The sequence below is a fragment of the Streptomyces sp. BRA346 genome, from assembly GCF_052851135.1.
Window position 1 is genome coordinate 103,713 of record NZ_JAIWIH010000025.1, and the last position, 21,598, is coordinate 125,310.

The 21,598-nt window shown below is 68.6% G+C and carries 19 protein-coding genes and 1 tRNA gene; 11 read left to right on the forward strand and 9 right to left on the reverse strand.

Annotated features, from left to right (window positions below):
• Window positions 1-60 precede the first annotated feature (60 nt).
• Together trxB and trxA are read left to right on the forward strand one after the other, a co-directional pair.
• Window positions 61-1,014 carry a thioredoxin-disulfide reductase gene (gene trxB / locus LCH29_RS27620; RefSeq protein ID WP_123102385.1) on the forward strand — a complete coding sequence of 318 codons (954 nt, stop codon included), beginning with the start codon at window positions 61-63 and terminating at the stop codon, window positions 1,012-1,014.
• Between the two features lie 40 nt (window positions 1,015-1,054).
• Entirely contained in the window at window positions 1,055-1,384 is a 330-nt protein-coding gene (trxA, locus tag LCH29_RS27625) for a thioredoxin (protein ID WP_009716492.1), read from the forward strand.
• 63 nt (window positions 1,385-1,447) lie between these two features.
• On the opposite strand, the gene LCH29_RS27630 is transcribed toward trxA, so the two are convergent.
• The 9 genes from LCH29_RS27630 to rpmH form a co-directional block, all read right to left on the reverse strand.
• A complete protein-coding gene (locus tag LCH29_RS27630) occupies window positions 1,448-2,065 on the reverse strand; it encodes a GNAT family N-acetyltransferase (protein WP_009716491.1) in 618 nt (205 codons plus the stop codon).
• 334 nt (window positions 2,066-2,399) lie between these two features.
• Window positions 2,400-3,545: a ParB/RepB/Spo0J family partition protein gene (locus LCH29_RS27635; protein WP_446464417.1), complete on the reverse strand. Its 1,146-nt coding sequence runs from the start codon at window positions 3,543-3,545 to the stop codon at window positions 2,400-2,402.
• Window positions 3,542-4,633, reverse strand: coding sequence for a ParA family protein (locus LCH29_RS27640; RefSeq protein ID WP_446464418.1), 1,092 nt, complete (start codon window positions 4,631-4,633; stop codon window positions 3,542-3,544). Before LCH29_RS27640 ends, LCH29_RS27635 begins: the two co-directional genes overlap by 4 nt.
• Before the next feature lie 258 nt (window positions 4,634-4,891).
• Window positions 4,892-5,605: a 16S rRNA (guanine(527)-N(7))-methyltransferase RsmG gene (gene rsmG, locus LCH29_RS27645; protein WP_009716488.1), complete on the reverse strand. Its 714-nt coding sequence runs from the start codon at window positions 5,603-5,605 to the stop codon at window positions 4,892-4,894.
• Window positions 5,606-5,722: 117 nt separating this feature from the next.
• A complete protein-coding gene (locus LCH29_RS27650; protein WP_446464419.1) occupies window positions 5,723-6,232 on the reverse strand; it encodes a Jag family protein in 510 nt (169 codons plus the stop codon).
• 15 nt (window positions 6,233-6,247) lie between these two features.
• The gene (yidC, locus tag LCH29_RS27655) at window positions 6,248-7,387 is read right to left on the reverse strand and encodes a membrane protein insertase YidC (RefSeq protein WP_446464420.1); all 1,140 of its coding nucleotides are present in this window, start codon (window positions 7,385-7,387) and stop codon (window positions 6,248-6,250) included.
• A 3-nt stretch (window positions 7,388-7,390) separates the two neighbouring features.
• Entirely contained in the window at window positions 7,391-7,708 is a 318-nt protein-coding gene (gene yidD, locus LCH29_RS27660; RefSeq protein ID WP_009716485.1) for a membrane protein insertion efficiency factor YidD, read from the reverse strand.
• Window positions 7,705-8,088, reverse strand: coding sequence for a ribonuclease P protein component (rnpA, locus tag LCH29_RS27665; RefSeq protein ID WP_009716484.1), 384 nt, complete (start codon window positions 8,086-8,088; stop codon window positions 7,705-7,707). The genes yidD and rnpA overlap by 4 nt, the downstream gene beginning before the upstream one ends.
• A 24-nt stretch (window positions 8,089-8,112) precedes the next feature.
• The gene (gene rpmH, locus LCH29_RS27670) at window positions 8,113-8,250 is read right to left on the reverse strand and encodes a 50S ribosomal protein L34 (protein WP_003956500.1); all 138 of its coding nucleotides are present in this window, start codon (window positions 8,248-8,250) and stop codon (window positions 8,113-8,115) included.
• Between the two features lie 434 nt (window positions 8,251-8,684).
• On the opposite strand from rpmH, the gene dnaA reads away from it, so the two are divergent.
• From dnaA to LCH29_RS27715, 9 genes are all read left to right on the forward strand, one after another.
• Window positions 8,685-10,661 (forward strand): chromosomal replication initiator protein DnaA, encoded by a 1,977-nt coding sequence (gene dnaA / locus LCH29_RS27675; RefSeq protein WP_446464421.1) that lies wholly within the window; start codon window positions 8,685-8,687, stop codon window positions 10,659-10,661.
• Between the two features lie 897 nt (window positions 10,662-11,558).
• Window positions 11,559-12,689, forward strand: a complete 1,131-nt coding sequence (gene dnaN / locus LCH29_RS27680; RefSeq protein ID WP_123102369.1) for a DNA polymerase III subunit beta — start codon at window positions 11,559-11,561, stop codon at window positions 12,687-12,689.
• 112 nt (window positions 12,690-12,801) lie between these two features.
• The gene (gene gnd / locus LCH29_RS27685) at window positions 12,802-13,680 is read left to right on the forward strand and encodes a phosphogluconate dehydrogenase (NAD(+)-dependent, decarboxylating) (protein WP_446464422.1); all 879 of its coding nucleotides are present in this window, start codon (window positions 12,802-12,804) and stop codon (window positions 13,678-13,680) included.
• A gap of 50 nt (window positions 13,681-13,730) precedes the next feature.
• Window positions 13,731-14,876, forward strand: coding sequence for a DNA replication/repair protein RecF (gene recF, locus LCH29_RS27690; protein WP_446464423.1), 1,146 nt, complete (start codon window positions 13,731-13,733; stop codon window positions 14,874-14,876).
• Window positions 14,873-15,397, forward strand: a complete 525-nt coding sequence (locus LCH29_RS27695; protein ID WP_446464424.1) for a DUF721 domain-containing protein — start codon at window positions 14,873-14,875, stop codon at window positions 15,395-15,397. The genes recF and LCH29_RS27695 overlap by 4 nt, the downstream gene beginning before the upstream one ends.
• Window positions 15,398-15,777: 380 nt before the next feature.
• Window positions 15,778-17,808 (forward strand): DNA topoisomerase (ATP-hydrolyzing) subunit B, encoded by a 2,031-nt coding sequence (gene gyrB, locus LCH29_RS27700; protein WP_446464425.1) that lies wholly within the window; start codon window positions 15,778-15,780, stop codon window positions 17,806-17,808.
• Window positions 17,809-17,852: 44 nt separating this feature from the next.
• Entirely contained in the window at window positions 17,853-20,465 is a 2,613-nt protein-coding gene (gene gyrA, locus LCH29_RS27705) for a DNA gyrase subunit A (RefSeq protein WP_446464426.1), read from the forward strand.
• Between the two features lie 3 nt (window positions 20,466-20,468).
• On the forward strand, window positions 20,469-21,290 hold the full coding sequence (locus LCH29_RS27710; RefSeq protein WP_446464427.1) for a DUF3566 domain-containing protein: 822 nt from the start codon (window positions 20,469-20,471) through the stop codon (window positions 21,288-21,290).
• A 71-nt stretch (window positions 21,291-21,361) separates the two neighbouring features.
• Window positions 21,362-21,435: transfer RNA gene (locus LCH29_RS27715), tRNA-Ile, on the forward strand.
• The last annotated feature ends 163 nt before the right edge of the window (window positions 21,436-21,598 follow it).

Consider the following 21,598-nt stretch of genomic DNA (forward strand, 5'->3'; position numbering starts at 1 on the left):
GGGGAGTACGCCGCCGTCCAGTCAGGCAGTCGGCAGTCGGCAGAGACAAGGAAGACATCCGTGAGCGACGTCCGCAACGTGATCATCATCGGTTCCGGGCCCGCGGGCTATACGGCCGCGCTCTACACCGCCCGCGCTTCCTTGAAGCCGCTGGTCTTCGAAGGATCCGTGACCGCCGGTGGTGCCTTGATGAACACCACCGACGTGGAGAACTTCCCCGGCTTCCGGGAGGGCATCATGGGCCCTGACCTCATGGACAACATGCGGGGGCAGGCCGAGCGCTTCGGCGCCGAGCTGGTCCCGGACGATGTGGTCGCGGTCGACCTCAGCGAGGACATCAAGACCGTCACCGACTCCGCCGGTACGGTGCACCGCGCGAAGACCATCATCGTCAGCACCGGCTCCCAGCACCGCAAGCTGGGGCTGGCCCGTGAGGACGAGCTGTCGGGCCGTGGCGTCTCCTGGTGTGCCACCTGCGACGGGTTCTTCTTCAAGGACCAGGACATCGCCGTCATCGGCGGCGGTGACACCGCGATGGAGGAAGCGACCTTCCTGTCGCGGTTCGCCAAGTCGGTCACCGTGGTCCACCGCCGGGACACGCTGCGTGCCAGCAAGGCGATGCAGGAGCGTGCCTTCGCCGACCCGAAGATCTCGTTCATCTGGGACAGCGAGGTCACGGAGATCCACGGCGACGGCAAGCTCTCCGGCCTCACCCTGCGCGACGTCAAGAAGGACGAGACCTCCGAGCTGCCGGTCACCGGTCTGTTCATCGCGATCGGCCATGACCCGCGGACCGAGCTGTTCAAGGGCCAGCTGCACCTGGACGACGAGGGCTACCTGAAGGTCGAGTCGCCCTCCACCCGCACGAACCTCCCGGGCGTCTTCGCCGCGGGTGATGTCGTGGACCACACCTACCGTCAGGCGATCACCGCCGCCGGTACCGGCTGTGCGGCCGCCCTGGACGCCGAGCGCTTCCTCGCCTCCCTGGGCGACAGCGAAGACGCCACCGTCTGAATCCGCTTCCCTCCCTGCACCAACGATTAAGGAGAAAACCATGGCCGGTGCCACGGTCACCGTGACAGACGCCGACTTCGAGGAGACCGTCCTCAAGAGCGACAAGCCGGTACTCGTCGACTTCTGGGCCGCGTGGTGCGGTCCGTGCCGGCAGATCGCCCCCTCCCTGGAGGCCATCGCCGCCGAGCACGCCGACAAGATCGTCATCGCGAAGCTCAACATCGACGAGAACCCGGCCACGGCCGCCAAGTACGGCGTGATGTCCATTCCGACGCTCAACGTCTACCAGGGCGGCGAGGTCGCCAAGACCATCGTCGGCGCCAAGCCGAAGGCCGCGATCGAGCGCGACCTGGCCGACTTCATCGGCTGAGCCACCCGCACCGACGAAGGGGCTGCCCGAGAGGGCAGCCCCTTCGCGTTTCACGTGGAACTCTCAGAGCGGCCGAAGCGCCGGTTCCTTCTGGACCGCACCGAGCAGCCGGTCCAGCGCCAGCTCGACGTCCTCCTTCCAGGAGATCGTCGTCCTCAGTTCAAGCCGCAGCCGGGGATACCGCGGATGCGGCCGCACGGTCTTGAAGCCCACCGCCAGAAGGTGATCAGCGGGGAGCACACACGCCGGTTCCTTCCAGGTGGCGTCCCCGAAGGCCTCGATCGCCTTGAAGCCCCGGCGGATCAGATCCTTCGCGACGGTCTGCACCATCACCCGGCCCAGCCCCTGGCCCTGGTATCCCGGCATGAGCCAGGCGGTCATCAGCTGCACGGCATCCGCCGCGACCGGGCTCGTCGGAAAGGCCGTGGACCGCGGCACATACGCAGGCGGCGCGTAGAGCACGAAGCCCACCGGCACCTCATCGACGTAGACCACCCGGCCGCAGGATCCCCACTCCAGCAGAACGGCCGAGATCCAGGCTTCCTTCTCCAGCTCCGGACGTCCGGCCCTTACCGCAGCCTCGCCGCTGACCGGGTCGAGCTCCCAGAAGACACATGCGCGACAGCGCTTGGGGATGTCCGGGAGGTTGTCCAACGTGAGCGGTACAAGCCGACGCCCCATGAAGCCAGTCCCTCACTTCCGTGGCCAGCCGCGGCACGGGCGGCTGACAGCGCACTACGCTCCCTGATCAGACTACCGACGAAACCGCCGACAGCGCCCAGGCCCAACCCTGTGGCCACCAGTCCGGTGCGGCTCACCGATCGCATGGCCCTGCCCTCCGCATGAGGTGCCTCCCATGGATCCGCCCTACCTGATCACATCGTATCCGTGCGGACATTGCACCGATACCGCCCTTGAGCAAAGAGCGGGTCGTGTTCCGATGTCATCGGAACACGACCCGCCCCCTGCGCGCTTTTCCGGCTTCGGAGTGTCGCCAAGCCGTACGGTCAGCGCCTCATTCGTCCTCGTCCGCCGCCTCGTCCTCGGCGGACAGCGGCTGCTCCAGCACCGGTCCTTCGCCCGGGGCCAGGGTGCCGAGAATCCGCTCCAGATCGTCTATCGAGGCGAACTCGACGACGATCTTTCCCTTCTTCTGACCGAGGTCGACCTTCACCCGGGTCTCGAAGCGGTCCGACAGCCGGGACGCCAGATCCGTGAGCGCGGGGGACACCCGGGTACCGGCCCGCGGCCCCTTCGACTTGGGAGCACCGCCCGACCGCGACCCCATCAGGGTGACGATCTCCTCGACCGCCCGCACCGACAGCCCCTCAGCCACGATGCGGTGCGCCAACCGATCCTGTTCCTCCGCGTCCTCCACGGAGAGCAGGGCCCGGGCATGGCCCGCGGAGAGCACGCCCGCCGCGACCCTGCGCTGGACGGAGGGAGAGAGCTTCAACAGCCGCAGCGTATTGGAGACCTGGGGACGCGAACGACCGATGCGGTCCGCCAGCTCGTCATGCGTGCAGTTGAAGTCCTTCAGCAACTGGTCGTACGCCGCGGCCTCTTCGAGCGGGTTGAGCTGTGCCCGGTGCAGGTTCTCCAGCAGCGCGTCGAGCAGAAGCTTCTCGTCGTCGGTGGCCCGGACGATGGCGGGGATCTTCTCCAGCCCCGCCTCACGGCAGGCCCGCCAGCGCCGCTCACCCATGATGAGCTCATAGCGCTCCGGCGCCAACTGCCGCACCACGACCGGCTGGAGAAGGCCGACCTCCTGGATCGAGGTGACCAGCTCGGCCAGGGCGTCCTCGTCGAACACCTCGCGCGGCTGACGGGGGTTGGGCGTGATGAAGTCGAGCGGCAGCTCGGCGAAGTGCGCCCCGGCCACCTCGTCCACCACGGGCGCCGGCGGGGCCTCGGGCTCCTGCTCCGGCGGGGCGGGCGGCTCGGTTTCACGTGGAACGCTCTGCGTGGACAGAGCGGCCACCTTGGCCGCCGCCACTCCGCGCTCCTGGGTGAGTACCGGCACCGCAGTCGGTGACGTCGAGCCCCCTGAATTGGTGGCCGTCCCCCCGCCCGTCGTGGGTCCGGCGTTGTCGGTCCCCTTCGGCGCGGGAGGGATCAAAGCACCGAGCCCACGGCCCAGTCCTCTCCGTCGCTCACTCACTGAATCCCCTCCTGCATGCTGTGCTGGTCGTGCTGGCTGATCTCGGGCATGGGCAGGGCATGAGCGTGCTGAGCGTCGTACTGCACGTTAACCCCGCGAAGCGCGATCTCCCGGGCCGCCTCAAGATAGGAGAGCGCACCGCTCGATGCCGGATCGTAGGTCAGGACCGTCTGCCCATAGCTGGGGGCCTCGGAGATGCGCACCGATCTCGGGATGCTCGTCCGGAGCACCTCGCCTCCGAAGTGGCTGCGGACTTCGTCCGCCACCTGGGAGGCCAGCCGGGTCCGGCCGTCGTACATCGTGAGCAGAATCGTCGAGACATGGAGCTTGGGGTTGAGATGACCCCGCACCAGATCGACGTTGCGCAGGAGCTGTCCGAGCCCCTCCAGAGCGTAGTACTCGCACTGGATCGGGATCAGCACTTCCGCCCCGGCCACCAGCGCGTTGACCGTCAGCAGCCCGAGCGAGGGCGGACAGTCGATGAGGATGTAGTCCAGTGGCTGTTCATAGGCCTGAATGGCTCGCTCCAGCCGACTCTCCCTCGCCACCAGGGAGACCAGCTCGATCTCGGCGCCGGCGAGGTCGATCGTGGCCGGGGCACAGAACAGCCCCTCCACGTCCGGCACCGGCTGCACCACGTCGGACAGCGGCTTGCTGTCGACCAGAACGTCGTAGATCGAGGGGACTTCGGCGTGGTGGTCGATCCCCAACGCCGTTGAGGCATTGCCCTGCGGGTCGAGGTCGATCACGAGGACTCGTCCGCCGTGCAGGGCGAGAGACGCCGCCAGATTGACCGTGGTCGTGGTCTTCCCGACCCCGCCCTTCTGGTTGGCGACCACCATCACCCGGGTCTGCTCCGGCCTGGGCAGTCCCTCACCAGCCCGGCCAAGCGCTTCCACCGCCAGTTGAGCGGCACGGCCAATAGGGGTGTCGTCCATCGGGGGCGGAGTTTCACGTGAAACGTCCTCCCCCGCCGATTCGGTACGGGGGCCGGGGACCGGATCGGTCATCGGCCCCGCGATGTTGGCGTCGGACCGCAAGGATTCACTCTCCTCGACATCAGGCTCGCGATGCACAGAGCCTGCCATGCTTTGGGGGTTGTGAACCAGCGAGGCCCGTTCTCCTGTGGATGAATCCACGTCTTTCCGGGGGCGGCGGTCGCGGGGCAGAGCCGCCGCACGACCGCGACTGATGATTCCATGCAGCAGGGAGCGACGTTTCACGTGAAACACGATGCACGGGCAAGCCCGTTGTTCTGTCGCGACACTCCGGTATGCGTAGTTTAGGCAGCTTGTATGGAGCACCCTGTCCGGCCGGTCGGCCTACGTCAGAGGGCTCAGGAGGGCTCAGGGGCGACGCCGTGGCGCCTTACGTGCCGCCTTGGCACGCTTCGCGGCGAAACGCACACCGCCGGGGCTCTCCCCGACCTCGACCCGCACCACGGTGGACAGCGGATCCACGATGCCCTCGCCGACATGCAGCACCGAGGTGTCCACCACACCGAGCTTGCTCAGCGCCGCCCGGGCGTGCTTCAGCTCCTCCTCGGCCGTGTCGCCCTTCAGCAGCAGCATCTCTCCGTACGGCCGCAGCAGCGGAACCCCCCAGCCCGCCAGCCGGTCCAGCGGGGCCACCGCCCGAGCCGTGACCACATGCACCGGAGGAAGCTTCCCCAGGACCTCCTCGGCGCGGCCCCGCACGACCGTGACATGCTCCAGGCCCAGCAGCTCCACCACTTCCCGCAGGAAGTTCGTACGGCGCAGCAACGGCTCCAGCAGGGTGATCCGCAGATCCGGGCGGGTCAGGGCAAGCGGAATGCCGGGGAGCCCGGCGCCCGAGCCCACATCGCAGACGGTGACGCCCTCGGGCACCACCTCGGAGAGCACGGCGCAGTTCAGTAGATGCCGCTCCCACAGCCGCGGCACCTCGCGCGGGCCGATCAGCCCGCGGGTCACACCCACATCGGCCAGCAGCTCGCCATACCGAACGGCCTCCGGGAAGCACTCACCGAATACATCCCGAGCCTCCTCGGGCGCCGGGGGGAGCTCCGCTGCTTCCGTCACGGGAACCGTCCTTCCGTACCGAGCACTGTGTTGAACGCTGATGCTGATGTAAGGCTGACAAGATTCGGCCCCGCCTGCGCACAGACGGGGCCGGGTAGACCATGAGGCCGGGCCTGGTCAGGCCGGGAGGACGATCACACAGCGCTGGGGCTCCTCGCCCTCGGACTCGCTGTGCAGTCCGGCGGCGGCCACCGCGTCGTGCACCACCTTGCGCTCGAAGGGCGTCATCGCCTTGAGCTTCACCGGCTCGCCGGTGCCCTTCGCCTCTTCCGCGGCCTTGGTGCCCAGCTCGGTGAGCTCGGCACGCTTACGGGCCCGGTATCCGGCGATGTCGAGCATCAGCCGGCTCCGGTCGCCGGTCTCCCGGTGTACCGCGAGCCGGGTCAGCTCCTGAAGGGCTTCCAGCACCTCGCCGTCGCGCCCGACCAGCTTCTGGAGGTCACGGCTGGTCGATTCGCTGATGATCGACACCGCTGCGCGGTCGGCCTCGACGTCCATGTCGATGTCACCGTCGAGGTCCGCGATGTCCAGCAGACCTTCGAGGTAGTCGGCCGCGATCTCCCCTTCCTGTTCGAGGCGGGTCAGGGTGTCGACACCCTCGGCGGCGGGGGTGGTGCCTTCCGTCACGGATGGACTCCTTCGTTACTTCTTGGACGGGTGCTTGGGACGCTGCTGGCCCTTGCGCTGCCCGGACTTCGTGTTCCGGGAGCCGGAGGCCGAGCCGCCGGCCGGCTTGCCGCCCTGCGAGCCCTTCTTCTCCGCCGCGCTCTGCTGCGTCTGCTGCTGTTCGGACTTGGTCAGCTTCGCCGTGGAGCCGGACTGCGCCGACGCCTTGCTGTGGCCGTGGCCGCCCGCGGTGGTGCGCTGCGACTTGGTCTGCCGCTTGGGCTGCTGGCGGTTGGCGCGGGCGGTCTCGGCGGCCTCCTTGGCGGCGACCTCGGCCGGCTCCTCCTTCAGCTTGCCCTTGGCCCGCAGCCGCTCCTGGCGCGCCTTGAAGGCGACGCTGCCCGGGGTCGGGTTACGGCGGATGACGAACATCTGCTGGCCGAGGGTCCAGACGTTGGTGGTCAGCCAGTAGACGAGGACACCGACGGGGAAGTTGATGCCGAAGACGGCGAACATGATCGGGAAGACGTACATCAGCATCTTCTGCTGCTGCATGAACGGCGTCTTCACCGAGAGGTCGACGTTCTTGGTCATCAGCTGGCGCTGAGTGAAGAACTGCGACGCCGACATCAGCACGATCATGGTGATCGTCACGACCCGGACGTCCGTCAGCGACGCGCCGAGGGACTCGACCTTCGAGGCGGAGTCCATGAACTTCACGGACAGGGGAGCGCCGAAGATGTGCGCGTTACGGGCGCTGTCCAGCAGCGACTGGTCGATGACGCCGACCGTCTTGTTGTTCGCGATGTGGTTGAGGACCTGGTAGAGCGCGATGAAGAACGGCGACTGCGCCAGAATCGGGAGACAGCTCGAGAGCGGGTTGGTGCCCGTCTCCTTGTAGAGCTTCATCATCTCTTCGGACTGACGCTGCTTGTCGCTCTTGTAGCGCTCCTGGATCGCCTTCATCTTCGGCTGGAGCGCCTGCATGTTCCGCGTCGCCTTGATCTGCTTCACGAAGAGCGGGATCAGGCAGATACGGATCAGTACCACCAGCGAAACGATGGACAGACCCCACGCCCAGCCACTGTTCCGTTCAAAAATGAGGCTGTAGAACGAGTGGAACTGGACGATGATCCAGGAAACTACGTCATAAAGAGGACCGAGGATCGTGTCCACGAATCAGGCTCCTTGGGCGTTGGGCTGGGTCTCGGGCTGTGCGGCAGGTTCCACAGCGGAGTGCCCGCCGAAGCGGTTCCGCAGCCGCTGGTGCCACACCGGATGCTTCCGGGGCGGCACGTGGTCGACGCCACCGAGCGACCATGGGTTGCAGCGCAGGATGCGCCACGCCGTCAGCGCCGTTCCTTTTACCGCGCCGTGCCGGTCAATGGCCGTGTAGCCATAGTGCGAGCACGACGGGTAGTACTTGCAGACCGGTCCCAACATGGGGCTGATGGTCCACTGGTACAGCTTGATCAACCACAGCAGCGGGTACTTCATCGCGGCACCCCTCCCAGTAGCCGCTGCACTGCGGTGTCGAGGTCGCGGGCCAGCTGGTCGTGACCCGCCTCACCCGCACCGGGCAGCGCCCGTACGACCACAAGGCTACCTGCGGGAAAATGATCGAGACGGTCCCGCATGAGATGGCGCAGTCTGCGCTTCACCAGATTGCGGACGACGGCACCGCCGACCGCCTTGCTGACGACGAAACCCGCACGCGCCGGGGGAGCACTCTCCCCAGGTGCGTGCGGGTCCGTGTTTTTGCTGGTGAGGCCGCTGCGAAAGTGCACGACAAGAAGCGGGCGACCCGCCCTGCGTCCTCGGCGTACCGCGGCCGCGAAGTCCTGGCGCCGCCTCAGCCGATGCTCGGTAGGCAGCACGTCATGGACCTTGGGTCAGGCTGCTCAGGCCGACAGGCGGGCGCGACCCTTGCTACGGCGGGACGCGAGAATCGCGCGGCCGGCACGGGTGCGCATACGCAGCCGGAAGCCGTGGGTCTTCGCGCGGCGGCGGTTGTTCGGCTGGAAGGTGCGCTTGCTCACTCGGGGGCTCCAGAAATGAATCGGGTAGTGGCGGTACATCGCCTGGCTGTCACCGTGCGCCCACGAGTAGCTCGCAATACGCCCGAGTGCACCGCTTCACGATCACGGATCATGAAGTCCGTGACCCTTGCCCATCGGAGGCAGGCGGCAGCAGCCATCGACAACTCGACCTGGTTACGGTACGCGCGGTTACGCCATCCGGTCAAACCGACAGACGGCCCGGACAGTGCCCCACCCGTACCACCCGCGGGGGCAAGGGAACGACCGGCGACATCACATGGCACATTTGTACACACCCTGTGGACAACGACTTGAACCCTGAACCCCGGCCTGACTACCGTGGCCAGGCTCCGATTCCTTCCCACCCGTCCCGAGAACCACCTTTCGTGGGACATGTCGGCGTCCCCCACCCAGCGAGTGAGAGAGCGTGCCCTGTGGCTGACGTACCTGCCGATCTTGCCGCAGTGTGGCCACGCGTGCTCGAACGGCTTCTGGGAGAAGGCACGGGTCAGGGGGGACAGGGCGTCGAGGCCAAGGACGAGCACTGGATCAAACGGTGCCAGCCCCTCGCACTCGTCGCCGACACCGCCCTGCTGGCCGTCCCCAATGAATTCGCCAAGGGCGTACTGGAGGGCAGGCTGGCCCCCATCGTCAGCGAAACGCTGAGCCGGGAGTGCGGCCGCCCGATCCGCATCGCGATCACCGTCGACGAGTCGGCCGGCGAGCCGATCGTCCCGCAGCAGCCGCAGCGCGACAGCCGGGACGGCTATGAGAATCGCCGCGACGGATACGAGAGCCGGGACGGTTACGACGGCCGGGACGGTCGCGACGGCTACGAGAGTTACGAGAGCCGCGACGGCTACGGCCGCCAGGCGCCCGACGAGCTGCCGACCGCCCGCCCCGCGTACCCCGGCTATCAGCAGCAGCGCCCCGAGCCCGCCGCGTGGCAGCGGCCCCATGACGACTACGGCTGGCAGCAGCCCCGGCTCGGCGGCTTCCCCGAGGCCGATCCGTACGCATCACAGCACTCCTCGTCCGGCTACGACCAGCAGCCGTACGACCAGCAGCCGCGCGGCGACTACCGGAGCCCCGGAGCGGAGCGCCCCGGTCCGGGCGCCCCCGGGGGAGGCCCGGTATCAGGCGGCCCGGGTGGTCCGGGCGGCCCAGGCGGTCCGGGAAACCACGGCGGCCCCGGAGGGCCCGGTGGCCCCGGTGGCCCCGGCGGCGTACCCGAGCGTCCGCCGTACGAGCAGCAGCGCCACGATCTCCCCGACCCGCTGGAGCGCGCCCGCGGCGGGCCGCCCGTCCTGCCCTCGCAGACCGGCGCCCCCGGCCCGCTCGCCGCGCAGCCCGCGCCCGCGTCCGGCCCCGGTGAGCCGACCGCCCGGCTGAATCCCAAGTACCTCTTCGACACCTTCGTCATCGGCGCCTCCAACCGCTTCGCGCACGCCGCGGCGGTCGCGGTCGCCGAGGCGCCGGCCAAGGCGTACAACCCGCTCTTCATCTACGGGGAATCGGGACTCGGCAAAACCCATCTGCTGCACGCCATCGGGCACTACGCCCGCAGCCTCTACCCGGGCACCCGGGTGCGCTACGTGAGCTCCGAGGAGTTCACCAACGAGTTCATCAACTCCATCCGCGACGGCAAGGCGGACGCGTTCCGCAAGCGCTACCGCGACATGGACATCCTGCTGGTCGACGACATCCAGTTCCTGGCGAGCAAGGAGTCGACACAGGAGGAGTTCTTCCACACCTTCAATACGCTCCACAACGCCAACAAGCAGATCGTGCTCTCCTCCGACCGGCCGCCCAAGCAGCTGGTCACCCTGGAGGACCGGCTCCGCAACCGGTTCGAGTGGGGTCTGATCACCGATGTGCAGCCGCCGGAGCTGGAGACGCGCATCGCGATCCTCCGCAAGAAGGCGGTGCAGGAGCAGCTGAACGCGCCGCCGGAGGTGCTCGAGTTCATCGCCTCCCGGATCTCCCGCAACATCCGGGAGCTGGAGGGCGCGCTGATCCGCGTCACCGCCTTCGCGAGCCTGAACCGGCAGCCGGTGGACCTCGGCCTCACCGAGATCGTCCTCAAGGATCTGATCCCGGGTGGCGAGGACGCGGCACCGGAGATCACCGCCACCGCGATCATGGCGGCGACGGCCGACTACTTCGGGCACACGGTGGACGACCTGTGCGGCGCCTCCCGCAGCCGGGTCCTGGTCACGGCGCGGCAGATCGCGATGTACCTGTGCCGTGAGCTGACCGATCTCTCCCTGCCCAAGATCGGCGCGCAGTTCGGCGGCCGGGACCATACGACGGTGATGCACGCGGACCGCAAGATCCGGGCGCTGATGGCCGAGCGGCGCTCCATCTACAACCAGGTCACCGAGCTGACCAACCGCATCAAGAACGGCTGAGCGGGCCGCGGAGGCCGCAGAGGCACCCCGTACAGACACGCGCTGAGACACGCGCTGAGGCGCGCGCTGGGACGACCGCAATGGCACCGCAGACGCGCACAAGGGCGCTCCGGGACGGACAACTCCCGGGGCGCCCTTCGTCGTTCGGTCTCCCCGGCTGTTCGATTCCGTGCTCCGACAGGCCACTTCTCCACAGATCCACAGCGGATGGACCGTCCACACCTTGGGGACTTCTCCGTTGTCCCGAAACCGTCCACAGGCTTGGGGTGCAGGATGGGATCGGCCGAGGTCAGCCGGGTGTGGAATTGTGGTCAACGAGAGTCCACAGACTGTGGACAAATGAATTGCCCACAGGCCGTGCTTCGAGTTGTCCACCGGCCGCCCACAGCCACAGGCCGGTTGCCCACAGCTTCTCCACACGCCTGTCCACTGTTCGGCAACGAAACGGTCACGCTCACCGGACCGAGTGAAAGGCGTCACACCAAGGAGCCGGGTTGGGCTGTGGGGAAGGTGGGTAAAACTGGGGACGCCGCTGGGGAGAACCGGGCGTCTCCTGTGCATCGCGTGTGCAGAACTTTCCGGCGTCCACAGAACGACTGGGTTGTCCACGGGCGCCACCCACAGGAGCGGTGGACAAAAAACCGGTGCTGACCTGCACAAAGGCAGTTTTCCACGGTTTCCACAGGCCCTACTACTACGACCACACAGTTAGAGCCGGGAAATCGCTTCGAAGTGGGGCCTGTGCACAACTTCGGGCCGGGCCGCACGACACGTCTCGCCCCGACTTGACCCCGAGCCGCGCCGACTGTCAGCGGCGTGCGTCAGACTGGTCTCCGGCACATCAGCCGACGACGAAGGCCAGCAGGGCGAGCCAGCAACAGCAGGAGGCGGTTTCCGGTGAAGATCCGGGTGGAGCGCGATGTACTCGCGGAGGCAGTGGCCTGGACAGCCCGCAGCCTCCCGGCCCGTCCGCCGGTGCCCGTCCTCGCGGGCATCCTGCTGAAGGCGGAGGAAGGCGCTCTCAGCCTCTCCGGCTTCGACTACGAGGTCTCGGCCCGCGTCTCCGTCGAGGCCGACGTGGAGGACGACGGCACGGTCCTGGTCTCCGGCCGCCTTCTCGCCGACATCTGCCGCGCTCTCCCCAATCGCCCTGTGGAGATCTCCAGCGACGGCGTCCGCGTGACCGTCGTCTGCGGTTCGTCGCGCTTCACCCTCCACACACTGCCTGTGGAGGAGTACCCGGCGCTGCCGCAGATGCCGACCGCGACCGGCACCGTCCCCGGTGAGGTCTTCGCCGCCGCCGCCGCCCAGGTCGCCATCGCGGCCGGCCGGGACGACACCCTGCCGGTGCTCACCGGTGTACGGATCGAGATCGAGGGCGACACCGTCACGCTGGCCTCCACCGACCGCTACCGGTTCGCGGTCCGCGAGTTCCTGTGGAAGCCGGAGACGCCGGACGTCTCCGCCGTCGCGCTGGTCCCCGCCAAGACGCTGCTGGACACCGCCAAGTCGCTGACCAGCGGTGACACGGTCGCCCTGGCGCTGTCCGGCTCGGGCGCGGGCGAGGGGCTGATCGGCTTCGAGGGCGCCGGGCGCCGTACGACCACCCGGCTGCTCGAGGGCGACCTGCCGAAGTACCGCACGCTCTTCCCGACCGAGTTCAACTCCGTCGCGGTGATCGAGACCGCGCCCTTCGTCGAGGCCGTCAAGCGTGTGGCGCTGGTGGCCGAGCGGAACACGCCGGTGCGGCTCAGCTTCGAGCAGGGCGTGCTGATCCTGGAGGCCGGTTCCAGCGATGATGCACAGGCTGTGGAGCGCGTCGACGCCCAGCTCGACGGCGACGACATCTCCATCGCCTTCAACCCGACGTTCCTGCTCGACGGGCTCAGCGCGATCGACTCGCCGGTCGCCCAGCTGTCGTTCACCACGTCGACGAAGCCCGCTCTGCTCAGCGGCAAGCCCGCCGTGGACGCCGAGGCGGACGAGGCGTACAAGTACCTGATCATGCCGGTCCGGCTGAGCGGATGAGTGGCCGAGAATCGAGCGAATGAGCGGGTGTAGCCAACATCTGTGCGGACACCCGCGGGCGTAGGCTCGGTCTCGGGTACGAACCGCACTGACTACGGCATAAGGATCATTGATGGACCTCGGTCTCGTCGGCCTCGGCAAGATGGGCGGCAACATGCGCGAGCGCATTCGCCGCGCAGGCCACACCGTCATCGGATACGACCGCAACCCGGACGTCGCCGATGTTCACAGCCTCGGTGAGCTGGTGAGCAACCTCAAGGGTCCGCGCGTGGTGTGGATCATGGTTCCGGCCGGTGTCGCGACCCAGACCACCATCGACGAGCTGGCCGAGCTGCTGTCGCCCGGCGACATCGTCGTGGACGGCGGCAACTCCCGCTGGACGGACGACGAGAAGCACGCCGAGGAGCTGGGTGCCAAGGGCATCGGCTTCGTCGACTGCGGTGTCTCCGGCGGCGTCTGGGGCCTGGAGAACGGCTATGCGCTGATGTACGGCGGTTCCGCCGAGCACGTCGCCCAGGTCCAGCCGATCTTCGACGCGCTCAAGCCCGAGGGCAGCGCCGGCGCCGTCCACGCGGGCAAGGTCGGCGCGGGCCACTTCGCCAAGATGGTCCACAACGGCATCGAGTACGCGATGATGCAGGCGTACGCCGAGGGCTGGGAGCTGCTGGAGGCCGTGCACTCGGTCACCGACGTGCGCGAGGTGTTCCGCTCCTGGCAGGAGGGCACCGTCATCCGCTCCTGGCTGCTGGACCTGGCCGTCCGCGCCCTGGACGACGACGAGCACCTGTCCCGCTTGCGCGGATACGCCGACGACTCGGGCGAGGGCCGCTGGACCGTGGAAGCCGCGATCGACAACGCGGTGCCGCTGCCCGCGATCACGGCGTCCCTGTTCGCCCGCTTCGCCTCGCGTCAGGACGACTCCCCGCAGATGAAGATGATCGCCGCGCTGCGCAATCAGTTCGGCGGTCACGCGGTCGAGAACACCAAGTAACCAGCACCTCAAGGGTGTAGTACTGCCGGGGGAGGTCGGCGCAGCCCACCATGCACGTCACGCATCTGTCGCTCGCCGACTTCCGCTCGTACGCCCGGGCCGAGGTCGCCCTGGGCCCGGGCGTCACCGCCTTCGTCGGGCCCAATGGCCAGGGCAAGACCAATCTGGTCGAGGCCGTCGGCTATCTCGCCACCCTCGGCAGCCACCGCGTCTCCTCGGACGCCCCGATGGTGCGGATGGGCGCCGAGCGGGCGGTCGTCCGGGCCGCGGTGGTCCACGGGGACCGGCAGCAGCTGGTCGAGCTGGAGCTGAACCCCGGTAAGGCCAACCGCGCCCGCATCAACCGGTCCTCGCAGGTCAGGCCGAGGGATGTGCTCGGCATCCTGCGCACGGTGCTGTTCGCGCCCGAGGACCTGGCCCTGGTCAAGGGCGACCCCGGTGAGCGCCGTCGCTTCCTCGACGATCTGATCACCGCCCGTGCGCCGCGCATGGCCGGGGTCCGCTCGGACTACGACCGGGTGCTCAAGCAGCGCAACAGCCTGCTGAAGACCGCGGCGATGGCCCGGCGGCACGGCTCACGCGGCGGAGGCAGTGGTGACGCGGCGCTGTCCACCCTCGACGTCTGGGACCAGCATCTGGCCCGGACCGGCGCCGAGTTGCTCGCCCAGCGCTTCGATCTGATCTCCGTGCTCCAGCCGCTCGCCGACAAGGCGTACGAGCAGCTGGCCCCGGGCGGCGGCCCGGTCCTGCTGGAGTACCGCGGCTCGGCCGGTGAGGACCTGGCCGCGGCGGGCAGCCGCGAGGAGCTGTACGAGCGGCTGATGGTGGCCCTGGCGGACGCCCGGAAACAGGAGATCGAGCGCGGCGTCACGCTGGTGGGGCCGCACCGGGACGACCTCGTCCTCAAGCTCGGGCGGCTTCCGGCCAAGGGTTACGCGAGCCATGGCGAGTCCTGGTCGTACGCCCTCGCGCTGCGTCTGGCCTCGTACGACCTGCTGCGCGCGGAAGGCGCCGAACCCGTCCTGGTGCTGGACGACGTCTTCGCCGAGCTGGACTCCCGGCGGCGGGAGCGGCTGGCCGAGCTGGTCGCCCCCGGTGAGCAGGTGCTCGTCACCGCGGCCGTGGAGGAGGACGTTCCGGAGGTGCTGGCGGGCGTGCGCTACGCGGTGGCCGAGGGCGAGGTGCGGCGGGTATGACGGATCAGCCCCCGAAGAACCCCGAGCCCTCGGGCGTCGACCTGGCGCGCGTCGCGCTGCGCGCCGCCAAGGAGCAGGCGCGGGCCCGCGGCGCGGTCGCCCAGCAGAAGAAGCAGGCGCGTCGAGGGGGCTTGCGCTCCGGCGCGCGCGCCGATGGGCGCGATCCGCTCCCGCTCGGGGCGGCGATCAACCGGCTGATCACCGAGCGCGGCTGGGAGGCACCGGCGGCGGTCGGCGGGGTGATGGGCCGCTGGCCCCAGATGGTCGGCCCGGAGGTCGCCCAGCACTGTGAGCCCCAGCGGTACGACGAGGACGCCCGGGTGCTGACCGTGCGCTGCGACTCCACGGCGTGGGCGACCCAGCTGCGGCTGCTCGCACCGCAGCTGGTGGCCCGGCTGAACGCCGATCTCGGGCAGGGCACGGTGCGGTTGATCAAGGTGCTGGGCCCGGGCGGGCCGCCCCGGCGCTACGGTCCGCTGCGCTCCCCCGGCAGCACCGGCCCCGGTGACACCTACGGCTGACGGTGCCCGCCCGCAGGGCCCGTACGGACCCGCCCCGGGAGTCGCTCCGACGGTCGTCCCGAGGGTCGCTCCGGGCCCGCTTCCGGGCCCGTATGGACGCCTGAGCACAGGGTGACGGCTGAGACCCCGGTCACGGTAGCCGGTGGTTGACAGCTCGAAGCGCTGAGTGGCGGTGTGAGCCTCTTGGAGCCCGTCCCCGCATATGGGGAGTCGCTGGCGACCGGTTCAGGGCGGCACATGCGGACTCAGGCGCCAGCAAGCCCCCATTCTTGTCGGCGCTACCGGTAGACTGGGCGAGTACACCGTCGCCGCTGGCGCGCCGAGCGCTTGCGGACACATGTTGAACGACGCAGCCGCTCCTGCCTGCCCGGAGACGGCATGTGCTGTGCCAGAAAGGGCGCTTCGTGGCCGATTCCGGCAACCCCATCGAAAACATCACGTCCATCCCCGACGGCGAGGCCCTGGCTCCGCCGTCGTACGACGCCAGTGCGATCACCGTCCTGGAGGGGCTGGACGCGGTCCGCAAGCGACCCGGTATGTACATCGGTTCCACCGGTGAGCGCGGCCTGCACCACCTGGTCCAGGAAGTCGTCGACAACTCCGTCGACGAGGCCATGGCCGGTCACGCGGACAGCATCGACGTCACGATCCTCCCCGACGGCGGGGTCCGCGTCATCGACAACGGCCGCGGGATCCCGGTAGGGATCGTCCCCTCGGAGGGGAAGCCGGCCGTGGAGGTCGTGATGACCGTCCTGCACGCGGGCGGCAAGTTCGGCGGCGGCGGCTACGCCGTCTCCGGCGGTCTGCACGGAGTCGGCGTCTCCGTCGTCAACGCCCTGTCGACGAAGGTCTCGGTCGAGGTCAAGACGGACGGATACCGCTGGACCCAGGACTACAAGACCGGCGTGCCGACGGCGCCCCTGGCCCGGAACGAGGCCACGGAGGAGACCGGCACGACGGTCACCTTCTGGGCCGACGGGGACATCTTCGAGACCACCGAGTACTCGTTCGAGACGCTGTCCCGGCGCTTCCAGGAGATGGCGTTCCTCAACAAGGGCCTGTCGATCTCGCTGACGGACGAGCGCGAGGCCCATGTGGACGAGGAGGGCAAGCCGCTCTCCGTGCGGTACCACTACGAGGGCGGCATCGTCGACTTCGTCACGTACCTCAACTCCCGCAAGGGCGAGCTGGTTCACCCCACGGTGATCGGCTTCGAGGCCGAGGACAAGGAGCGGCTGCTCTCCCTCGAGATCGCGATGCAGTGGAACACCCAGTACTCCGAGGGTGTCTACAGCTTCGCGAACACCATCCACACCCATGAGGGCGGTACGCACGAGGAGGGCTTCCGGGCCGCACTGACGTACCTGATCAACAAGTACGCGCGCGACAGGAAGCTGCTCCGCGAGAAGGACGACAACCTCACCGGTGAGGACATCCGCGAGGGCCTGACCGCGATCATCTCGGTCAAGCTGGGCGAGCCGCAGTTCGAGGGCCAGACGAAGACGAAGCTGGGCAACACCGAGGCGAAGACCTTCGTCCAGAAGATCGTCAACGAGCACCTGACCGACTGGCTGGACCGGAACCCCAACGAGGCCGCGGACATCATCCGCAAGGGGATCCAGGCGGCGACGGCCCGGGTGGCGGCCCGCAAGGCGCGCGACCTGACCCGCCGCAAGGGGCTGCTGGAGACCGCGTCGCTGCCGGGCAAGCTGAGCGACTGCCAGTCCAACGACCCGTCGAAGTGCGAGATCTTCATCGTCGAGGGTGACTCCGCCGGTGGCTCGGCCAAGTCCGGCCGTGACCCGCAGTACCAGGCGATCCTTCCGATCCGAGGCAAGATCCTCAACGTCGAGAAGGCCCGGGTCGACAAGATCCTCCAGAACAACGAGGTCCAGGCACTGATCTCGGCCTTCGGCACCGGTGTGCACGAGGACTTCGACATCGCCAAGCTCCGCTATCACAAGATCATCCTGATGGCGGACGCCGACGTCGACGGTCAGCACATCAACACCCTGCTGCTGACGTTCCTCTTCCGCTTCATGCGTCCGCTGGTCGAGGCCGGGCACGTCTTCCTCTCCCGCCCCCCGCTCTACAAGATCAAGTGGGGCCGGGACGACTTCGAGTACGCGTACTCGGACCGGGAGCGGGACGCCCTGATCCAGGCCGGCCGCGAGCAGGGCAAGCGCATCAAGGACGACTCGGTGCAGCGCTTCAAGGGTCTGGGCGAGATGAACGCCGAGGAGCTGCGCGTGACCACCATGGACCTCGACAGCCGGGTCCTCGGCCAGGTCACGCTGGACGACGCGGCGCAGGCCGACGACCTGTTCTCGGTCCTGATGGGCGAGGACGTCGAGGCCCGGCGCTCGTTCATCCAGCGCAACGCCAAGGATGTCCGCTTCCTCGACATCTGAGTCGGCCACCCGCAGCCGCAGACGACAGAAGGACTTGACCAGCAATGGCCGACGAGAACAACCCCACCACGCCCGACGAACTCGCCGCGGGCGCCGCCATGCGCATCGAGGCGGTCGGCCTCGAGACCGAGATGCAGCGCTCGTACCTCGACTACGCGATGAGCGTCATCGTGAGCCGTGCGCTGCCCGACGTCCGGGACGGCCTCAAGCCGGTGCACCGGCGCGTGCTGTACGCGATGTACGACGGCGGATACCGCCCCGAGAAGGGCTTCTACAAGTGCGCCCGCGTCGTCGGCGACGTGATGGGCACGTACCACCCGCACGGTGACTCGTCCATCTACGACGCCCTCGTGCGGCTGGCCCAGTCGTGGTCCATGCGCATGCCGCTGGTCGACTCCAACGGCAACTTCGGCTCCCCGGGCAACGACCCCGCGGCGGCCATGCGGTACACCGAGTGCAAGATGGCCCCGCTGGCCATGGAGATGCTCCGGGACATCGACGAGGAGACCGTCGACTTCCAGGACAACTACGACGGCCGTAACCAGGAGCCGACGGTCCTGCCGGCCCGCTTCCCCAACCTGCTGGTCAACGGATCGGCGGGGATCGCGGTGGGCATGGCCACCAACATCCCGCCGCACAATCTGCGCGAGGTCGCCGAGGGCGCCCAGTGGTTCCTGGCGAACCCGGAGGCGACCCAGGAGGAGCTGCTCGACGCCCTGGTCGACCGGATCAAGGGCCCGGACTTCCCGACCGGCGCGCTGGTCGTGGGCCGCAAGGGCATCGAGGAGGCGTACCGCACCGGCCGCGGCTCGATCACGATGCGCGCGGTCGTCGAGGTCGAGGAGATCCAGGGCCGGCAGTGCCTGGTGGTCACCGAGCTGCCGTACCAGGTCAACCCGGACAACCTGGCGCAGAAGATCGCCGACCTGGTGAAGGACGCCAAGATCGGCGGCATCGCGGACGTCCGCGACGAGACCTCGTCGCGCACCGGCCAGCGCCTGGTCATCGTGCTCAAGCGGGACGCGGTCGCCAAGGTCGTCCTCAACAACCTGTACAAGCACACCGATCTCCAGACGAACTTCGGCGCCAACATGCTGGCGCTGGTCGACGGGGTGCCGCGGACCCTGTCGCTGGACGCGTTCATCCGCAACTGGGTCACCCACCAGATCGAGGTCATCGTCCGCCGGACGCGCTTCCGGCTGCGCAAGGCCGAGGAGCGGGCGCACATCCTGCGCGGCCTGCTCAAGGCGCTGGACGCGATCGACGAGGTCATCGCGCTGATCCGGCGCAGCGACACGGTCGACACCGCGCGCGGCGGCCTGATGGAGCTGCTGGAGATCGACGAGATCCAGGCGAACGCGATCCTGGAGATGCAGCTGCGGCGGCTGGCCGCCCTGGAGCGTCAGAAGATCATCCAGGAGCACGACGAGCTTCAGGCGAAGATCAACGAGTACAACGCGATCCTCGCCTCGCCCGAGCGGCAGCGGCAGATCATCAGCGAGGAGCTGACCGCGCTCGTCGAGAAGTTCGGCGACGACCGGCGCTCCAAGCTGGTCCCCTTCGACGGCGACATGTCCATCGAGGACCTGATCGCCGAGGAGGACATCGTCGTCACGATCACCCGCGGCGGCTATCTGAAGCGCACCAAGACCGAGGACTACCGTTCGCAGAAGCGCGGCGGCAAGGGCGTGCGCGGGACGAAGCTGAAGCAGGACGACATCGTCGACCACTTCTTCGTCTCGACCACCCACCACTGGCTGCTGTTCTTCACCAACAAGGGCCGGGTCTACCGGGCCAAGGCGTACGAACTCCCGGACGCGGGCCGGGAGGCGCGCGGCCAGCACGTCGCGAATCTGCTGGCGTTCCAGCCGGACGAGCAGATCGCCCGGATCCTGGCGATCCGCGACTACGAGGCGGTGCCGTATCTGGTGCTGGCCACCAAGTCGGGCCTGGTGAAGAAGACACCGCTGAAGGATTACGACTCGCCGCGCTCCGGCGGTGTGATCGCCATCAACCTCCGGGAGATGGACGACGGCCGCGAGGACGAGCTGATCGGCGCCGAGCTGGTCTCCGCCGACGACGATCTGCTGCTGATCAGCAAGAAGGCGCAGTCGATCCGGTTCACGGCGACCGACGAGTCGCTGCGGCCGATGGGGCGGGCGACCTCGGGCGTCAAGGGCATGAGCTTCCGCGAGGACGACGAGCTGCTCTCGATGAATGTCGTCCGGCCCGGTACGTTCGTGTTCACCGCCACCGACGGTGGGTACGCGAAGCGTTCGAACGTCGACGAGTACCGCGTCCAGGGTCGCGGCGGCCTCGGAATCAAGGCCGCCAAGATCGTGGAGGACCGGGGTTCGCTGGTCGGAGCGCTGGTGGTCGAGGAGAGCGACGAGATCCTCGCCATCACCCTCGGGGGCGGTGTGATCCGTACACGGGTCAGCGAGGTCAGGGAGACGGGCCGTGACACCATGGGCGTCCAACTGATCAACCTGGGCAAGCGCGATGCCGTCGTCGGCATCGCCCGGAACGCCGAGGCCGGTCGTGAGGCTGAAGAGGTCGAGGACGTCATCGAGACCGCGATCGAGGCAGCCGAGGAGGCCGCGTCCGAGGCGGCCGGGGGCACGCAGTCCCCGGCCGACGAGACCACCGAGGAGTAAGTCGTGAGTGGAGCCACGGGCGGAGCGGGTGGCGGTACGGGGGCCGAAGGGCGTCCGGGATCGAAGACCCCGCCCTCCGCGGGCGGTGCGTCCGCCGCGAAAGACGCCCGTGGCCCCGCCGCCGATTCCCCGGGCGGAGCCGACTCCCACGGGGGCACGGTGACGGACACCCGGAAGCTGCGTCCCGTGCCCGCCTCGGACCCCCAGCCCGAGCAGCAGCCCGAGCGGCAGGCGTCGAGCCCGCTGCCCAGTGAGCGGTCCGCCCCGCCGCAGCCCGAGCGGCCGTACCACCCGCCGCAGGCCTACGCGCCGCCGCCCGGCGGCGGTGCGGCCACGTCCGGCCGTGGCACCTCCGCGCAGCCCGCCGTGCCCGGGCAGCAGCCCCACGGGGCGGCGGCGCGCCGTCCGGGCCCCGGCACGGGCGGCGGTGCGCCCGCCGCGCGTCCGGCGCCGCGTACGCGCAAGGCGCGGCTGCGGGTCGCCAAGGTCGACCCGTGGTCGGTCATGAAGGTGAGCTTCCTGCTCGCGATCGCGCTCGGGATCTGCACGGTGGTCGCGGCGTCGGTGCTGTGGATGGTCATGGACGCCATGGGCGTCTTCAGCGCGGTGGGCGGGACCATCAGCGAGGCCACGGAGGGGCAGCAGGGCGGCGGCTTCGATCTGGAGTCGTTCCTGTCGCTTCCCCACGTCATGACGTTCACCTCGGTGATCGCCGTGATCAACGTGGTGCTGGCGACCGCGCTCGCCACGCTGGGCGCGTTCATCTACAACCTGTCGGCGGGCTTCGTGGGCGGCGTGGAGCTGACGCTCGCCGAGGACGAATAGCCGAGCGGGGACCGCCGCCGTTACCGATTTTGGGACTGGGCAGGTGGTGCGCTAATCTTTCGGTGCAGCGCGGGGCTATAGCTCAGACGGTTAGAGCGCTTCCCTGATAAGGAAGAGGCCACAGGTTCAAGTCCTGTTAGCCCCACCGGCGCGATCAGCCTGGACGGAGATCCTCCGTCCAGGCTGATTCATTTGGGTGCCCGGCGAGTTGATGACCGGATACCGCCCGAGCGATGCCGAGCATAGGTCACCGAACGGTATCGGTCGGTGTGTATCATCGGGCGCCAGAGGTCCCCTACGTCAAGAAA

Bases quoted from the DNA above. Each gene is read 5' to 3' on its own strand.
- yidD (WP_009716485.1), bottom strand. From the start codon at position 7,708: ATGAAGTACCCGCTGCTGTGGTTGATCAAGCTGTACCAGTGGACCATC.
- LCH29_RS27630 (WP_009716491.1), bottom strand. From the start codon at position 2,065: ATGGGGCGTCGGCTTGTACCGCTCACGTTGGACAACCTCCCGGACATC.
- LCH29_RS27695 (WP_446464424.1), top strand. From the start codon at position 14,873: ATGACGGATCAGCCCCCGAAGAACCCCGAGCCCTCGGGCGTCGACCTG.
- LCH29_RS27640 (WP_446464418.1), bottom strand. From the start codon at position 4,633: ATGGCAGGCTCTGTGCATCGCGAGCCTGATGTCGAGGAGAGTGAATCC.
- recF (WP_446464423.1), top strand. From the start codon at position 13,731: ATGCACGTCACGCATCTGTCGCTCGCCGACTTCCGCTCGTACGCCCGG.
- gyrA (WP_446464426.1), top strand. From the start codon at position 17,853: ATGGCCGACGAGAACAACCCCACCACGCCCGACGAACTCGCCGCGGGC.
- trxA (WP_009716492.1), top strand. From the start codon at position 1,055: ATGGCCGGTGCCACGGTCACCGTGACAGACGCCGACTTCGAGGAGACC.
- gnd (WP_446464422.1), top strand. From the start codon at position 12,802: ATGGACCTCGGTCTCGTCGGCCTCGGCAAGATGGGCGGCAACATGCGC.